Source organism: Rothia sp. HC945, assembly GCF_051370785.1.
In the GTDB taxonomy this organism is placed as follows: Bacteria; Actinomycetota; Actinomycetes; order Actinomycetales; family Micrococcaceae; genus Rothia.
Map to the genome: position 1 here is coordinate 1,408,407 of NZ_JBFCSN010000001.1, position 14,586 is coordinate 1,422,992.

Below are 14,586 nucleotides of genomic sequence, written 5' to 3' on the forward strand. Positions count from 1 at the left end.
CGATCATGACTCTTCCGAAGAACTTTGTGTTCTCCGACCCGCATTCCCCGACCCCGAACCCGGCGGAGGAATCCGACGACGCCCGGGTTGCCTTCTGGGAGAAGCAGGCCGCCCGCCTCGACTGGGCCGAGCCGTGGCACACCGCGCACCGATTCGAGAGGCCGCGCATCGTCGGCACGGACGACGACGGCCTTCCCGAATTCAGCGTCCCCGAGATCGCCTGGTTCGGCGGCGGAAAATTGAACGCGGCCTACAACTGCGTGGACCGTCACGTCGAGGCCGGCCGTGGCCAGCACGTGGCCCTCTATTTCGAGGGCGAACCCGGCGACCGCGAGGTATACACCTACGCTCGCCTCAAGGACGAGGTCTCACGGGCTGCCAACGCCCTGCTGTCCCTGGGCGTCGGGAAGGGCGACCGGGTGGTGATCTACCTGCCTGTGATCCCGGAGACCGTGATCATCACCCTCGCCTGTGCCCGCATCGGCGCCGTGCACTCCCTCGTGTTCGGTGGTTTCTCCGCCGAGGCGCTCAGGTTCCGCGTCGAGGACACCGGGGCCAAGGTCCTGGTCACCACGGACGGACAGAATCGGCGCGGACACGTGGTTCCGGTCAAGCAGAACGCCGACGAGGCGTGTGCCGGCGAGAATTCGATCGAGCACGTGGTCGTCGTGCGCAGGACCTCCCGGCCCGGGCGCAAGACCCCGGCTGGGGTTCCCCTGTCCCCCTCCGACAAGGGCTTCCGTTCCAAGGACGAACAGGCCGTGCCGTGGACGCCAGGTCGCGACGTCTGGTGGCACGATCTGCTCGAGGCATCCTCCACGGTCCACGAGCCGGAATTCTTCGACGCCGAAACCCCACTGTTCATCATCTACACCTCCGGAACCACCGGACGGCCCAAGGGTCTGGTGCACACGACGGGCGGGTACCTGACCCAGACTGCGTACACCCATGCACTGCTGTTCGACCTGCTGCCCGAAACGCTGGACGAACAGGGCGAGGTGCGCCCGGACGAGTTGTCCGCCGAGAACGACATGTCCAAGGTGGATTCGACCGTCCACTGGTGCACGGCCGACCTGGCCTGGGTCACGGCCCACACCTACGAGATCTACGGCCCGTTGCTCAACGGCGTCTCCGAGGTCATCTACGAGGGAACTCCCAACACCCCACACTTCGGGCGCCACTTCGAGATCATCGAACGCTACGGGGTCACCAACTACTACACGGCACCGACGCTGATTCGCTCTCTCATGGGCGCCTTCCCGAACGGTTTGCCCGCGAGCTACAACCTGGCCTCGGTCCGCCTGCTCGGATCTGTCGGCGAATCCATCAACCCTGAGGCGTGGCGGTGGCTGCGGGAAAACGTCGGCAACGGAGAGGTTCCGTTCATCGATACGTGGTGGCAGTCCGAGACCGGTTCGACCGTGTGCTCACCACGGCCCCACGACCCCCAGTTCGCCCCCGTCGGGACCTTTCCGGACAATGCACCGCACACGCGGACCAAGCCGGGGTGCGCCACGCGCGCCGTCCCCGGCGTTTCGACCCGCGTCGTGGACGAGAACGGCGACGACGTGCCGGCCTCGACCCAGGGATTCATCGTGGTGGACGGGATCGGCCCCTCGATGGCGCGCACCGTATGGGGAGACCCCCAGCGGTACCTGGACTCGTACTGGAAGCACTACGGCGAGCGCGGCTGGTTCCTGGCCGGGGACGGGGCCAAGGTCGATGAGGAAGGCGACACCTACATCCTGGGGCGGATCGACGACGTCATCAACATCTCGGGGCACCGGCTCTCGACGATCGAAATCGAATCGGCACTGGTGACTCACCCGACGGTCGTCGAGGCCGGGGTCTGCCCCGTAGAGGACGAGCTCACCGGCCACGCGGCCATCGCCTTCGTGACGATCACGAACCCTGAGAACGTGGACGAGGCCGGGCTGTGCGACACGCTCCGCGCCCACGTGACACGAGAGATCGGGCCGATTGCCAAGCCGAAGGACGTCGTCGTGGTTCGTGACATTCCCAAGACGAGGTCAGGGAAAATCACTCGCCGTCTGCTGGGAGAGCTGTACCAGGGACGGGACCTGGGAGACCGCTCCTCGCTGCAGAACGAGGAAGCCTTGGATCACATCGCCGAGGTGCTCACGCGACGCCGAGCAGTCTGAGCCCGGCGCATACGGCCATCCCGAGGATCACGCAGATCAGAAGCGGAACCTTCACGATGGCGGCCACAATCCCGACCGAGGTTCCAATGATGCGTGAGGGCCCGGAGAGGTCCTGCCCTTCGAAGACCATCGTGGTCGCGGCGACCGCGCAAATGAGAACCACGGTGGCCCGGTCCATCCAGAGCCGGGCCACTGTGGGCTCCTCGGCGTCTTCGTCGGTCCCGGACAGCGCGCCGATGCGCACGCCCAGATAACGGAGAAGATACGTACCGAGGACCAGCCCGGCCAGGGCCACCAGGAAAGGAAAGACACTCATACTTCGCTCCTCTCGAGCGTCCTGTCGCTACGGCGCAAACGATTCTTGGTCCACAGGAAGGACGCGGCGGGAATCAGAACCACAAGCGAGGCAACGGCACCGAGGCCCATCGGAAGCACGGGAGTGGCTGCGACGGCCAGGACGGCACCGCCACCGGCCATGATTGCCAGGAGAGGGTTCTTGAGGTCCTGGACGACCAGGCAGAACAGAATGATCGGGAAAGCGGCGTCCAGACCGAGGGCATCGGCGTCCACGACCGAACCGAGCAACTGGCCGAGCGCCGCACCCCCGACCCAGGCCGGAAAGAGCAGAATGGCCATGAACACGAAGTGCTGCCACCTGGCCTGTCTGCCTCTGACAGAGCGAGCGAAGGCAATGGTCTCGTCGTTGACGAGGTGAGAGGCCAGAAGCCGGCGCCACCCCCGCGGAACATACTCCCCCGCGCTCAGGCCGAAGGCGAAGTTGCGGGAGTTGACCAGCAGGCCCCCGAGGACGGCGAAGACGGGAGCACCGCCCGCGGCGATGACGCCGACGAACGTCAGTTCGGCGGCCCCACCGGTCGCGAGAGCGGCCAGCAGAACGGTCTGCCAGAGAGCGAAACCCGAGGACTGCGAGAGCGCGCCGTAGGACAGACCCACCGCGGCGAGCGTCAGAAATATGGCCAGCGCGCTGCGTCGCTGGGCGGGAGCTACGGTTCGGGGGATCTTTCCGAAGACCGTTCTACATATCGAACGCATGGATATTATGGTGCCCCTCGGAGAGAACGTTCGTCAAACCCTACAAACGTCCAATATATTGGAGGCATGAACTTCGACGTTGAGCTTCCTGGCACACCCGATACCCCCGAGGAATCGGAGGCACAGAAACTCCGGATGGCACAGGCTTTGCAGAGGGAACGCGCCCGCCACGGGCTCAGCTTGAGCGAGGCGGCAAAAAGAGCCGGGGTCAGCAAGTCCACCCTCTCCCAACTCGAGGCGGGAACCGGGAACCCGAGCGTAGAGACGATGTGGGCGCTCGCGACGTCGTACGGCGTGCAGCTCGCCCAGCTCCTCGATCCACCGAGGGGCCGCATCTCCCTGGTCAGGCTCGAGAACCTGCCCCAGTTGCCCTCATCCACCGCGAGCTACTCCGCGGCGCTCTTGTCCGCTGGGCAGACCGGCCAACGGCGCGACGTCTACTTGATCAGCGCCGAGCCCGGGCTCGCCCGAGAGTCGAACCCCCATACCACGGGAACGGTCGAGCACATCGTCCTCGCCTCCGGAAGAGCCCGCGCCGTGTGCGACGGCGAGGAGGCCGTTCTGGAGCCGGGAGATTTCCTGACCTTCGCGGGCGACGTCGAGCACAGCTTCGAGGCGCTCGAACCGGGCACACGAGCCGTCTACGTCATCGACAGCTGAGCCGCACCTCGGTGGTCACTCGGGGTGATGCTCGCCCCGGGTTTCGACGAACTGATTGCCGTCCCAGTGGTGATCTTTCGCTGTGCCGTCTTCGTCAAAAGTCAGCGTGGGTTCGCCCGAAGGGTCGATGTTCAACGAAGCGTTCTCGAACGCGTTGGGCTCGCTCGGAAGCGACTCGTAGGAGTTGTAGCCCTGATCCGTCGGCGTCAGGACGGTGACCCCTCCGTTGTAGCTGAGGTACACGTTCCCGTACTTGTCGACGTTGGAATTGTTCTCGAGGTTCCACGTATCCAGATTCGGTTCCCCCACCGGCCTCGTGCCGAACCAGAGAAGTTGCCGGTCGGTGTCCTCCACGTACCCCACGGATTTGCCGTTCTGGTACAGGGCGTAGGCCGCGCTCCCCCGTGGGGACTCCTGGTCGTCGGACTGCTTCTTCCAGTACGGCACGACCGTCATGCCGCCGTACACGGGGTGATCGACGTCGATGCTTCCGCCCTTGACGCATTCATCAGCACACGGGTCATCGATGACCTGGAGTTTCTTGGGCTTGCCCGATGAGTCCTTCTCGGAGTTGTTCGACGGGGACGAGGAATCCCCGGCGGGTTCGGACGCCGACGCACTCGACTCAGCGGGAAGGCTCGCGACGCTCGAGTCACTGGTCGCGTCGGTGCATCCCGCCGTGGCCCATGCCGACAGCGCCAGGATGAGTATGCACGCCCCGGTTTTGTTGTATTTCGTCGACACCACCGTTCCACGTCCTCCACCGCTTGACCGGCAAGCCGGAATGCTTTTACTAAGAATTTCAACGACGGGGTGCCAAGTCAACGCTTCGACCCGAGACCACGGGGGTTCGACGGAATATGACCCGAGCAGGTGCGTCCTCAGTAACCGAGCCGGGCGTTCTCCAGCACGGGTATCGCGGTGCGCGCTTTCTCAACCACGTCGAGGTCCAGGTCCACGACGCGCATCTCCTCGTTCTCGCCGAACGAGGCGATCGTGTGCCCGAAGGGATCCGAGACGATGCTGTGCCCCACCCCGGTGGGAGCCTTGGGGCTGACTTGCACGCCCGAGACCTGGGGGTCCGCCTGGTCCACGGCCGCGACAATCGTATTGCTGTCCAGGGCACGCGCGCGTGCCAAGGTTTCCCACTGTTCGACCTTTCCCGGGCCCGCACCCCAGGAGGCCGCGACCAGGCAAACCTGCGCTCCCTTGCGTGACATTTCGGCGAACAGCTTGGGGAATCGGATGTCGTAGCAGAGCGCGAGCCCCACCGGCACACCGTCGACGTTGATCACGAGAGGGTCGTTGCCCGGAGCGACGTCGTCGGATTCCTTGAACCCGAAGGCGTCGTACAGGTGGATCTTCGCGTAATCGAGCCGCTCTCCCGAGGGGGTGTAGGCGGCCAGGACGTTGCGCACCTTGCCGTCGTCGGCAGGCGCGAATTCGCCCGTGACCACGGTGATCTCCTGTTCCGCCGCGAGCCACTGCATCTCGGTCTTCCACGTCTCGGCGTGTTGCACGGCGACATCGTACAGGGGGCTCCCGAAGGCCACCATGGTTGCCTCCGGGAAAACCACGAGGCCGGCGCCTTCTTCGGAGGCGCGGCGGACGCCGTCCTGAACCTTCCGGAGGTTCTCGGGGACGTTCTCGGTGCTGTTGATCTGCGCTACGGCGATCTTCATGGGTCTCCTTAGGGCTGGCTTCTCAGCACGAGCTTACGGTCATGCTCGCCAGCCCGCATCCGTGACGAGCCGAAAATTCTTCTTTGCCGCCCTCGGGCTCGCCGCGGCACAGGGTTGCATCAGTCCAGGAGCGTTCGCAGCACGTGGGCCGCGCCGTCGTCGTAGACCGAGGTCGTGACCTCAGAGGCAGCCTGCACGACTTCGTCCGGGGCCTGCCCCATCGCGATGCCGCGGGCGGCCCATTCGAGCATCTCGATGTCGTTGCGGCCATCGCCCATCGCGATCGTGTGCGCCGGGTCCACTCCAAGGCGCTTGCGAATCTGTTCCAGCGCCGATGCCTTCGAGACGCCGCGGGCTGCAATGTCCAGCCACGGGGTCCAACCGACCGAGTAGGTCACTCCGTGCAGGCCGACCTCGTCGATGATCCGCGCGAACGAGTCGATGTCCGTTTCGGTCGAGAACACGACCACGCGGACTGCCTCCATCTCGAGCAGGTCCTCGAGGGAAACCGTCTGCGCCTCCATGCCGAAGCTGCGGTCCTGGAAGTGGGCGGTCGAGAAGAAGGACCCGTCGGCCGCTTCGAGGGCAAATTTTGCGTCCGGCAACTTCTCGCCCAGCGCCGCGAGCGCGTTCGCGGGCTTGAAGGTCACGGCGTCGACGATCTCGTACCCACTCGGGTACCGCGGATCGATCTCCAGGGTCACGCCGCCGTTGGAGCTGACCGCGTACCCGGATTCCATGCCGGCGAGTTCCACGATCGGCAATGTGGCACCCTTCGAGCGGCCGGTCGAGACAACGACGTGGTGCCCTTCCTTCGCCACGGCGCGTACCGCGTGCTTGACGTCTTCCGTCATGTGGCCGTCGTGGTCGACGAGTGTGCCGTCCACGTCGAGGGCCACCAAATACTTCAACCCTGCTTCTTTGTGCCAGCGCTCCTGCACCGGCGGGCGAACTGTTTCTTGAGTCATCAATTCCATGCTTTCATCTGATCCACCCGGTATAGCGGGTGCGTGCCGATCCAGCGAATCCGCGATGAATCGGCGGTTAAGTGTTCTGTTCAAAATACGCCTCGCCGCCCGGTCGTACGCGGACCCTGTTCCTCATGGAACCCGGGGTCCGGACGAGCGGGCGGCGTGCCGGCGACATCCCTACTTCTGGGCGACCACGGGAATCACGTCCATCCCACCCATGTAGGGGCGCAACGCCTCCGGGACGCGAACCGACCCGTCCTGCTGCTGGTGCGTTTCGAGAATCGCAACCAGCCAGCGCGTGGTTGCCAGCGTCCCATTGAGGGTCGCCACCGTGCGGGTGCCGCCCTTCTTGGTCTTGCCGTTGGGCCCGACGACGTCGGGCTTGCGCTCACGGATGTTGAGCCGCCTGGCCTGAAAAGTGGTGCAGTTCGAGGTCGAGGTCAGTTCTCGGTAGGTTCCCTGGGTCGGGATCCAAGCCTCGCAGTCGAATTTGCGGGCGGCCGAGGAACCGAGATCACCCGCGGCGGTATCGATCACGCGGTAGGAGAGGCCGCATTTGGTCAGCATCTCCTCTTCCCACGCCAACATCTTCTCGTGCATCGCCTCGGCTTCTTCCACCGGGCAGTACACGAACATTTCCGCTTTGTTGAACTGGTGGACACGGATGATTCCGCGGGTGTCCTTGCCGGCGGAGCCGGCCTCTCTCCTGTAACACGTGGACCAGCCCAGATATTTCCGGGGGCCCGACTCGAAGTCGATGATCTCGTCCGCGTGGTACCCCGCAATGGCTACCTCGGACGTTCCCACGAGGTACAGGTCGTCTCGTTCCAGGCGATAGATTTCGTCGTCGTGCTTGACGTTGAATCCGGTTCCGGCCATGGTTTCGGGGCGGACCAGGGTCGGTGTGGTGAGCATCGTGAATCCGGCCTTGGTCGCCTGGTCGAGGGCCATCCACAGCAGCGCCTGTTCGAGCCTCGCGACCGCACCCTTCAGGAAATAGAACCGTGCCCCGGAAACCTTGGCACCACGGGCCATGTCGATGCCATCGAGCAGCTCCCCGATCTCGAGGTGATCACGCGGTTCGAACCCTTCGGACGCGAAATCCCTGGGCTCCCCCACGGTCTTGAGGGTCACGTAGTCCTCTTCGCCGCCCGTCGGAACGCCGTCGATGACGAGATTCTCCATGCGCGACAAGAGCTCGTCCTGTGTCGCCTGGGCTTCATTCGACGCGTTCTCCGCGGCCTTGACCTTCTGGGCCAGCGTCTTGACCTCGGCCAGGAGGGTTTCCTTCTCTTCCCCCTGCGCCTGAGATACCTTCTTGCCGAAGGACTTCTGCTCTGCCCGCAGGGATTCGAATTCATTGATCGACTGCCGGCGTTGCGCATCGGCCTCGAGGATCTGGTCCACGAGCCCGACGTCGGACTGACGGGCCCGCTGAGAGGCCCGGAACAGGTCTGGATTTTCGCGAAGAAGATTAATGTCGATCACGACCCCTAACCTACCGCAACGCCGACGAGGTTCCCACGCCGCGGGACCGGCCTGTGGACAACCTCTCGCGGTGAACAACGAGCGATACGCTGGTTCCCATGAACAGCTCCAACCTCGTTCCGCCTGCCCCGGATACCCTGACGGCACCAACCCTCGATGGTGAGACCGTCCGCCTGGAACAGTTACGTCCGGAGCACTGCTCCGACCTGCAGGACGCCGTTCGCGACGGCGAACTGTGGAACCTCTGGTACACCTCGGTGCCCGAGCCCGATGGTGTTGCGGCCGAAATACGCCGTCGTCTGGATCTCCAGGACAAGGGGTCCATGATTCCGTTCGCCGCGCGGCGCCTCTCGGACGGCAAGATCACGGGAGTGACCAGTTATTACGACCTGGACTGGGAAGCTCCGCGGGTGGATATTGGTCACACCTGGAATGCCGCATCCACGCACCGGACCGGGATGAACATCGAGTCGAAATTGCTTCTGCTGACCCACGCCTTCGACGCTCTCGAATGCATCAGCGTGCGCTTCGAGACCCACAAATTCAATCGACAATCCCGGCGTGCCATCGAGGACCTGGGGGCTCAGCTGGACGGAATCCTGCGCAATGATCGTCGCATGCCCGATGGCTCCCTGCGCGACACGTGCTCGTATTCGATCGTTCGCGAAGAGTGGCCCGCGGTTCGCAATCACCTGAACCACCGGATCAAACGTTCGCGAGGCCGGTAACCTGGGGACCATGCGACCTTCTGGAAAAGCCCTAGGTGTGGTGGGCTTCCTGAGCCTGGCCGCGGCCGCCGCGGCCAGCGTCGTCACCTCGTGGCGCGGGCGCCCTCCCGTACTGACCCAACCCGTTCCGTGGCGACCGCGCCTTGAGCCGGGCGTGCCGCGACAGGTGGGCGTGGTGTACAACCCCGCAAAATCCCTCGCCCAGTTCTCCTGCGACGCGTTGGCCCACGCCACACGCTCGATCGACTGGCCGGAGCCCAGGTTCTACGAGACCACCCCCGAAGACCCCGGACAGGGAATGACCGAGCAGGCCGTCGAGGACGGGTGTGACCTGGTCATCGCGATGGGCGGTGACGGAACGGTGCGCCAGGTCGCGGGTGTCCTGGAGAATTCGACCGTGGGCATGGGAATCATCCCGTTGGGAACCGGAAACCTGCTGGCACGGAACTTGGAGATGAGCATCTCCGACCTGCACTCCTGCATCGATACCGCCTTGCACGGCCGACCGCGGCGCATCGACATGATCAGTCTCCAGGCGACGCGCACGGACGGAACCCGCGACCACCTGACCTACCTGGTGATGGGCGGCGCCGGTTTCGACGCCCAAATCATGACCGACACCCGAGATGATCTGAAATCGAAGTTCGGGTGGCTTGCCTATGTGGAGGCCGGGTTGCGCAACCTGGTCTCCGTGCGGCATCCCGTGGTCATCCAGATCGACGACCAGGACCCGATTCGCCGGAAGATCCGCTCGGTTCTGGTTGCGAACTGCGGGGAAATCACGGCGGGCCTGCACCTCGCGGCGGATTCCACGGCCGACGACGGCCTCCTGGAAGTCATTCTGATGACTCCCCGGAATCTCATCGGTTGGGTCTCGCTGACCAGCCAGGTCATTTCGAGGCGCAGGAACGGCCTGCCCGTGATCGAACATATCCACGGCAAGAAAGTGGTCGTCGATTTCGGAGGCAGCCCCCAACCGGTCGAGTTGGACGGCGACCTGCTCGGGACCTATGGGCGTCTCGAGGCCGAGGTCAGACCGGCCGTCCTGGCCGTCAACACGTACCCGGAAAACATCACGCCGTTCCGCAGCCTGGCCAACCTGCGCAGAACCGGCGCCTCAGGCTCACCGCGGTGGCGTTGGGGACGATTCGTCAGCTGAACGGGACGCGGACGTGACGGCTGCTTCCTCGGAACGCTTGTCCATCATGTCCTCGAAATGCCATTTCTCCGAGATGATTCCGGTGATGGTCATGCCAAGACCGACCGCGAGCAGGGGGACCGAACACAGCATCATGATCGGCGAGGCAATCTTCGCACCGCTGTCGGCGTCCGTGTCCTGTCCCAGCACGAGCGCCCAGATGCCGACGCCGTAGGCGCCCACGAAAATACCCAGGACGAGCATAATGACGCCCGCCTGCAACCAACCGGTAACTCGCATGTGGTCTCTCCCTCGTGTTCGTCGCCCTTAAGTGTTCAGTATCCGCAAAATCGGGTCAAACGGAGCGTGCCCGCGGGACCCGTCGGATTGGCTCAGAGATTGTCCACCCACTCGTCCGCACGGGAAAAGGCCTCGTCCGAGTGGTGGGTGTCGAGGAGAGGTTCCTTGCCATCGGCGCGGGGATACGAACCGAGGAATTTCACGCCCGGTGAGACCCGGTGCAGCCCACGCAGAGCGTTGCGCATTCTGAGGTTGTCCAGGTGTCCCTCGGCGTCGATCGAGAAGAAGTACGAGCCCAATGCTTCGCCCGTGGGTCGCGACTCGATGCGGGAGAGGTTGACCCCTCGGGCGGCGAATTGTTCGAGGAGGCCCATCAACGCGCCCGCGCTGTCCTCGGGCAGAGGGATCACCACGGTCGTCTTGTCGGCCCCCGTCGGTTCCGGCCGCGGCAGCCCGTTTCGAGCCGCAGTCACCAGGACGAAACGGGTGACCGCGTTGACGTTGTCACCGATGTCCGTCGCCAGCAGGTTCAGCTCGGGGTGCTGCTCGGGAACAATCGGGGAGCACACGGCGGCGTCGTAACCCGGCGCTTTATTGCCCAAGAAGGCGACCGCGGCCGCGGCCGTTGAGCTGGACGGGAGGTAGTCGACCTCGGGCAGCGCCTCGTCCATCCAGCCGCGAACCTGGGCCCAGGCGTGGGAATGGGTCGAAACCACGCGCACGTCGTCGAGGGTTTTGCCTGGGGCGCCGATGAGGACGAAGCGGATCGGAACCAGAACCTCCCGGATAATCCGAAGGTCGTCGCCCGCCCCGATGGCATCCAGGGTGGCTGTGACGCCGCCCTCGACAGAGTTTTCGATCGGAACCATGGCGGCGTCGACCGAGTGGTCGCGCACCTTGGCCAACGCGGCCGGGACGGAGACCGAGGGGATGCGCTCGGCGTCATCGGCTCCGGGGACTGAAAGCAGTGCGGCCTCGGAGAACGTCCCCTCGGGCCCCAGGTAGGTGTACTTCATCGAGTGGATTCTCCGCCTATCGAACCTGCGGGGGCTGACCGTTTTCGGAGACCATGGGCTTTTCCGCATCCTGCCATGCGCCCATGCCTCCCACCACGTTGAAGGCGTCGAATCCGTACTGGTTGAGGTAAGCGGTGGCCCGGAGGGAGCGTCCTCCACTGCGGCAGATCACGAATACATCCTCGTCCAAGGGGATCTCGCCGTACCGCGCAGGAACCTGATCCAGAGGAAGGTGCTGGGCCCCGTCGATGTGCCCTTCTTCCCACTCGTAGTCCTCGCGGACGTCGAGGATCTTGGCGCCCTCCGGGATGTCGTCGACTTTCACGTTCGGAACGTTCTCTTCCATGCTTGCTCCTCACCCGAGGCGGAGAACCGCACTCGTCGTTTGCTCTTCGTCCAACTTACCCCGCGACGCCGGCGCGCCACGAGGGTGTACGCCCCCGTCCCAGATTGCGAAGAAATCGCGATTGGTCCCAGGATTCGGGACGACACGGGCCCGCTACTTGCCTTTTGCGTCACACTGAGTGTTATCTGTGGTCAATACAGGCGACATTTCAGATTCGGAGGAACTGGTCATGGAGACGACACCGTGGATGGGAAGAGACGAAGGCCCGGGAGCAATCCACACCCGGTGGCACCACATGGTCTACGCAGGCCAGGTCCAGAAAGAAGACGACTCCAAGGGCCTCGCGATCTTCGGTTTCGAGTCTCACGAGGGAACGATCCGGAACCAAGGCCGACCCGGCGCGGCCGAGGGTCCGTTCCAGATCCGCCACGCCCTGGCCGAACTGGCTTTCCACGGCGGACAGATCGTCCATGACCGCGGCAACGTGGCCGTGGACGGACACGACATGGAGAAGGCCCAGGCCGAAGCCGCGGACAAGTTGGCTGAGATCATCCCCGAGCACAGAATGACGGTCGTCCTCGGGGGTGGTCATGAGACCACCTACGCGGCATACTCCGGACTCGCCGCCTCCGGCGAACTGAACGGCGTCAAGAAGTGGGGCATGATCAGCTTCGATTCCCATTTCGCGGTGCGCAACACACCCCAGCCCACCGCGGTCACCGCCGTCCGCCAGGTCATCACGGACGAGAAAAAGGCCGGACGGGACTTCTCGTGCAGCGTCGTCGGCGTCAGCGAAGTGTCCAACACCCGCGCCCAGTTCGAGCACGCGCGCGACCTCGAGCTTTCCTACCTCAAGGACGAGGAGTGCGCCGAGTGCCGCATCCAGAACGTGCTCGAATACGTGGACCGGCAGCTGGCGGACCTGGATCTCGTGTACCTCAGCGTGGACATGGATGTTCTGCCCGGCTATCAGGCGCCCGGGGTCAGCTCTCCATCGTCCCTCGGGGTGCCCATGATCGTGCTCCAGGAGGCCGTGAAGAGGATCGCTCAGAGCGGCAAGCTGGCCATCATGGACGTCGTCGGCGTCATTCCGGAGTTGGACCTGGATCATCGGACCGCTCGCGCGGCCGCTCGACTGGTCGACCAGGCAACGCTGACCGCCTTCGAGCGCCCGGCCGCCGACGCCGAGGACACCCCGGAACATCGCGAGCTGCTGGCCGAACGCCAGCGCGCACTCCATTCCCAGGGCCTGTCCTGACACCCCGGGTCGCCACCCAGGGTGGAGGCCACCGCAACAGTTCGGGCGGCCTTTCGAGCCGTTTCTCAGCGGCGGCACAGCCGCAAGGAGTTAGGTTTAAGACATGGCTAACCGTGCAGGAACTCCAGCTCGACCCGAGGATCTCGTTGACCTCGAAGAATTGACCCAGGCGTACTACTCCGTGGTCCCCGACTCGGCCGACCCGGGTCAGCGTGTCGCCTTCGGCACCTCGGGACACCGGGGAAGCGCGCTCAAGGGCTCCTTCAATGAGGCACATATCGCCTCGATCACCCAGGCGATCGTCGAGTATCGATCCGTCCAGGGATACAAGGGACCGGTCTATATGGGGCGCGACACTCACGCCCTGTCCGGCCCTGCCCAGGACACGGCACTCGAGGTCCTGGCCGGCAACGGGGTCCGAGTTCTGGTCGACTCCAACGACGGGTACGTGCCCACACCGTCTCTGTCCCACGCGATCCTGACGCACAATTCCGATCCCTCAGCAGAACGTGCGGACGGCATCGTGATCACCCCGAGTCACAATCCCCCGACAGACGGCGGATTCAAGTACAACCCGCCCCACGGCGGTCCCGCCGATTCGGACGCCACGAGCTGGATCGCCGATCGCGCCAATGACCTGCTCGAAGACGGACTGAAGGAGGTGCGGCGCGTTCCCCTGGCACGCGCCAAGGCCGCGGATACGACCGGTCGTTTCGACTTCATGACCTCCTACGTCTCGGCGCTGCCCGAGATCATCGATCTGGACGCAATCCGTGATTCCGGCTTGCACATCGGGGCCGACCCGATGGGATCCGCAGCCGTCGAATACTGGATCACGATCTCCGAGCGCTTCGGCCTCAACATGAGCGTCGTGAATCCGGAGGTCGATCCCCGCTGGGCTTTCATGACCCTGGACTGGGACGAGAAGATCCGCATGGATTGCTCCTCCCCCGATGCGATGGCCTCACTCGTCGCCTCCCGGGACCAGTTCGACATCGCCACCGGCAATGACGCCGATTCGGATCGTCACGGCATCGTGACTCCCGACGCCGGGCTGATGAACCCGAATCATTACCTTGCCGTCGCGATCGACTATCTGTATCGCCATCGTCCGCAGTGGTCCGGCAACGCCGGGGTCGGCAAGACTCTGGTGTCCTCCCGCATCATCGACAAGGTCGCCGAATCTCTGGGACGACCGCTGGTCGAGGTACCCGTGGGCTTCAAATACTTCGTCGAAGGACTCCTCGACGGCTCGCTCGGTTTCGGCGGCGAGGAATCGGCGGGGGCTTCTTTCCTCCGCAGGGATGGTTCGGTGTGGACCACGGACAAGGACGGCATCATTCTGGCCCTGCTCGCGGCCGAAATGACCGCGGTCACCGGCAAGACTCCTTCTCAGCGTTACGCGGAGCTGACCGCGGAATTCGGCGCTCCCAGCTACGCGCGCATCGACGCTCCTGCAGACCGGGAGCAGAAGGCTCGGCTCAAGAAGTTGTCCGCGGCCGATGTGACGGCCACCGAACTCGCCGGTCAGCCCATTACCGCGAAACTCACGGAGGCTCCGGGCAATGGTGAACCGATCGGCGGCCTGAAGGTCGTCACGGACGACGCCTGGTTCGCAGCCCGCCCCTCCGGAACCGAGGACGTCTACAAGATCTACGCGGAATCCTTCCGGGGCGACGAACATCTGGCCGAGGTTCAGAAGGAGGCCAAGGCGCTCGTCGACGACGCCCTGTCCTGACCCGCGGGCCACGACACGCCCGGGGGTGGCCCGGGCGGCGACGTCC

General features: G+C 64.5%; 15 protein-coding genes. 6 read left to right on the plus strand and 9 right to left on the minus strand.

Annotation, left to right across the window (positions count from 1 at the left end):
• Positions 1-5 precede the first annotated feature (5 nt).
• Complete coding sequence (locus AB0Y14_RS06245) at positions 6-2,162, plus strand: AMP-binding protein (protein ID WP_436588323.1); 2,157 nt, start codon at positions 6-8, stop codon at positions 2,160-2,162.
• On the opposite strand, the gene AB0Y14_RS06250 is transcribed toward AB0Y14_RS06245, so the two are convergent.
• Both AB0Y14_RS06250 and AB0Y14_RS06255 read right to left on the minus strand, forming a co-directional pair.
• On the minus strand, positions 2,140-2,478 hold the full coding sequence (locus AB0Y14_RS06250; RefSeq protein WP_436588324.1) for an AzlD domain-containing protein: 339 nt from the start codon (positions 2,476-2,478) through the stop codon (positions 2,140-2,142). The two genes, AB0Y14_RS06245 and AB0Y14_RS06250, sit on opposite strands and share 23 nt — an antisense overlap.
• On the minus strand, positions 2,475-3,215 hold the full coding sequence (locus AB0Y14_RS06255; protein WP_436588325.1) for an AzlC family ABC transporter permease: 741 nt from the start codon (positions 3,213-3,215) through the stop codon (positions 2,475-2,477). The genes AB0Y14_RS06250 and AB0Y14_RS06255 overlap by 4 nt, the downstream gene beginning before the upstream one ends.
• Positions 3,216-3,281: 66 nt before the next feature.
• Here AB0Y14_RS06255 and AB0Y14_RS06260 point away from each other — a divergent pair, with 66 nt between their 5' ends.
• On the plus strand, positions 3,282-3,875 hold the full coding sequence (locus AB0Y14_RS06260; RefSeq protein WP_436588326.1) for a helix-turn-helix domain-containing protein: 594 nt from the start codon (positions 3,282-3,284) through the stop codon (positions 3,873-3,875).
• Positions 3,876-3,890: 15 nt separating this feature from the next.
• Here AB0Y14_RS06260 and AB0Y14_RS06265 read toward each other — a convergent pair whose 3' ends face one another.
• From AB0Y14_RS06265 to serS, 4 genes are all read right to left on the minus strand, one after another.
• Positions 3,891-4,622: a hypothetical protein gene (locus tag AB0Y14_RS06265; RefSeq protein ID WP_436588327.1), complete on the minus strand. Its 732-nt coding sequence runs from the start codon at positions 4,620-4,622 to the stop codon at positions 3,891-3,893.
• A gap of 134 nt (positions 4,623-4,756) precedes the next feature.
• Positions 4,757-5,557, minus strand: coding sequence for a carbon-nitrogen hydrolase family protein (locus AB0Y14_RS06270; RefSeq protein WP_436588328.1), 801 nt, complete (start codon positions 5,555-5,557; stop codon positions 4,757-4,759).
• A gap of 119 nt (positions 5,558-5,676) precedes the next feature.
• Positions 5,677-6,525 (minus strand): HAD family hydrolase, encoded by an 849-nt coding sequence (locus tag AB0Y14_RS06275; protein ID WP_436588329.1) that lies wholly within the window; start codon positions 6,523-6,525, stop codon positions 5,677-5,679.
• Between the two features lie 180 nt (positions 6,526-6,705).
• Positions 6,706-8,016: a serine--tRNA ligase gene (serS, locus tag AB0Y14_RS06280; protein WP_436588330.1), complete on the minus strand. Its 1,311-nt coding sequence runs from the start codon at positions 8,014-8,016 to the stop codon at positions 6,706-6,708.
• A 98-nt stretch (positions 8,017-8,114) separates the two neighbouring features.
• Between serS and AB0Y14_RS06285 the strand changes: the two genes are divergently transcribed.
• Together AB0Y14_RS06285 and AB0Y14_RS06290 are read left to right on the plus strand one after the other, a co-directional pair.
• Entirely contained in the window at positions 8,115-8,744 is a 630-nt protein-coding gene (locus tag AB0Y14_RS06285; protein WP_436588331.1) for a GNAT family N-acetyltransferase, read from the plus strand.
• A 10-nt stretch (positions 8,745-8,754) separates the two neighbouring features.
• The gene (locus AB0Y14_RS06290; RefSeq protein ID WP_436588332.1) at positions 8,755-9,903 is read left to right on the plus strand and encodes a diacylglycerol/lipid kinase family protein; all 1,149 of its coding nucleotides are present in this window, start codon (positions 8,755-8,757) and stop codon (positions 9,901-9,903) included.
• On the opposite strand, the gene AB0Y14_RS06295 is transcribed toward AB0Y14_RS06290, so the two are convergent.
• From AB0Y14_RS06295 to AB0Y14_RS06305, 3 genes are all read right to left on the minus strand, one after another.
• Positions 9,868-10,182 carry a hypothetical protein gene (locus tag AB0Y14_RS06295; RefSeq protein WP_436588333.1) on the minus strand — a complete coding sequence of 105 codons (315 nt, stop codon included), beginning with the start codon at positions 10,180-10,182 and terminating at the stop codon, positions 9,868-9,870. The genes AB0Y14_RS06290 and AB0Y14_RS06295 overlap by 36 nt on opposite strands.
• Positions 10,183-10,274: 92 nt before the next feature.
• Positions 10,275-11,198, minus strand: coding sequence for a prephenate dehydratase (pheA, locus tag AB0Y14_RS06300; RefSeq protein WP_436588334.1), 924 nt, complete (start codon positions 11,196-11,198; stop codon positions 10,275-10,277).
• Positions 11,199-11,214: 16 nt separating this feature from the next.
• Positions 11,215-11,544: a rhodanese-like domain-containing protein gene (locus tag AB0Y14_RS06305; protein ID WP_129315241.1), complete on the minus strand. Its 330-nt coding sequence runs from the start codon at positions 11,542-11,544 to the stop codon at positions 11,215-11,217.
• A gap of 229 nt (positions 11,545-11,773) precedes the next feature.
• Here AB0Y14_RS06305 and hutG point away from each other — a divergent pair, with 229 nt between their 5' ends.
• Positions 11,774-12,802 (plus strand): formimidoylglutamase, encoded by a 1,029-nt coding sequence (gene hutG, locus AB0Y14_RS06310; protein WP_436588335.1) that lies wholly within the window; start codon positions 11,774-11,776, stop codon positions 12,800-12,802.
• A gap of 103 nt (positions 12,803-12,905) precedes the next feature.
• Positions 12,906-14,540 carry a phosphoglucomutase (alpha-D-glucose-1,6-bisphosphate-dependent) gene (gene pgm / locus AB0Y14_RS06315; protein ID WP_436588336.1) on the plus strand — a complete coding sequence of 545 codons (1,635 nt, stop codon included), beginning with the start codon at positions 12,906-12,908 and terminating at the stop codon, positions 14,538-14,540.
• Positions 14,541-14,586: the final 46 nt, after the last annotated feature.

What these genes read in the sequence shown, in the direction of transcription:
- AB0Y14_RS06245 (WP_436588323.1), top strand. Translation starts at nt 6, where the DNA reads ATGACTCTTCCGAAGAACTTTGTGTTCTCCGACCCGCATTCCCCGACC.
- AB0Y14_RS06250 (WP_436588324.1), bottom strand. Translation starts at nt 2,478, where the DNA reads ATGAGTGTCTTTCCTTTCCTGGTGGCCCTGGCCGGGCTGGTCCTCGGT.
- AB0Y14_RS06255 (WP_436588325.1), bottom strand. Translation starts at nt 3,215, where the DNA reads ATGCGTTCGATATGTAGAACGGTCTTCGGAAAGATCCCCCGAACCGTA.
- AB0Y14_RS06260 (WP_436588326.1), top strand. Translation starts at nt 3,282, where the DNA reads ATGAACTTCGACGTTGAGCTTCCTGGCACACCCGATACCCCCGAGGAA.
- AB0Y14_RS06270 (WP_436588328.1), bottom strand. Translation starts at nt 5,557, where the DNA reads ATGAAGATCGCCGTAGCGCAGATCAACAGCACCGAGAACGTCCCCGAG.
- AB0Y14_RS06275 (WP_436588329.1), bottom strand. Translation starts at nt 6,525, where the DNA reads ATGACTCAAGAAACAGTTCGCCCGCCGGTGCAGGAGCGCTGGCACAAA.
- AB0Y14_RS06285 (WP_436588331.1), top strand. Translation starts at nt 8,115, where the DNA reads ATGAACAGCTCCAACCTCGTTCCGCCTGCCCCGGATACCCTGACGGCA.
- AB0Y14_RS06290 (WP_436588332.1), top strand. Translation starts at nt 8,755, where the DNA reads ATGCGACCTTCTGGAAAAGCCCTAGGTGTGGTGGGCTTCCTGAGCCTG.
- AB0Y14_RS06295 (WP_436588333.1), bottom strand. Translation starts at nt 10,182, where the DNA reads ATGCGAGTTACCGGTTGGTTGCAGGCGGGCGTCATTATGCTCGTCCTG.
- pheA (WP_436588334.1), bottom strand. Translation starts at nt 11,198, where the DNA reads ATGAAGTACACCTACCTGGGGCCCGAGGGGACGTTCTCCGAGGCCGCA.
- AB0Y14_RS06305 (WP_129315241.1), bottom strand. Translation starts at nt 11,544, where the DNA reads ATGGAAGAGAACGTTCCGAACGTGAAAGTCGACGACATCCCGGAGGGC.
- hutG (WP_436588335.1), top strand. Translation starts at nt 11,774, where the DNA reads ATGGAGACGACACCGTGGATGGGAAGAGACGAAGGCCCGGGAGCAATC.
- pgm (WP_436588336.1), top strand. Translation starts at nt 12,906, where the DNA reads ATGGCTAACCGTGCAGGAACTCCAGCTCGACCCGAGGATCTCGTTGAC.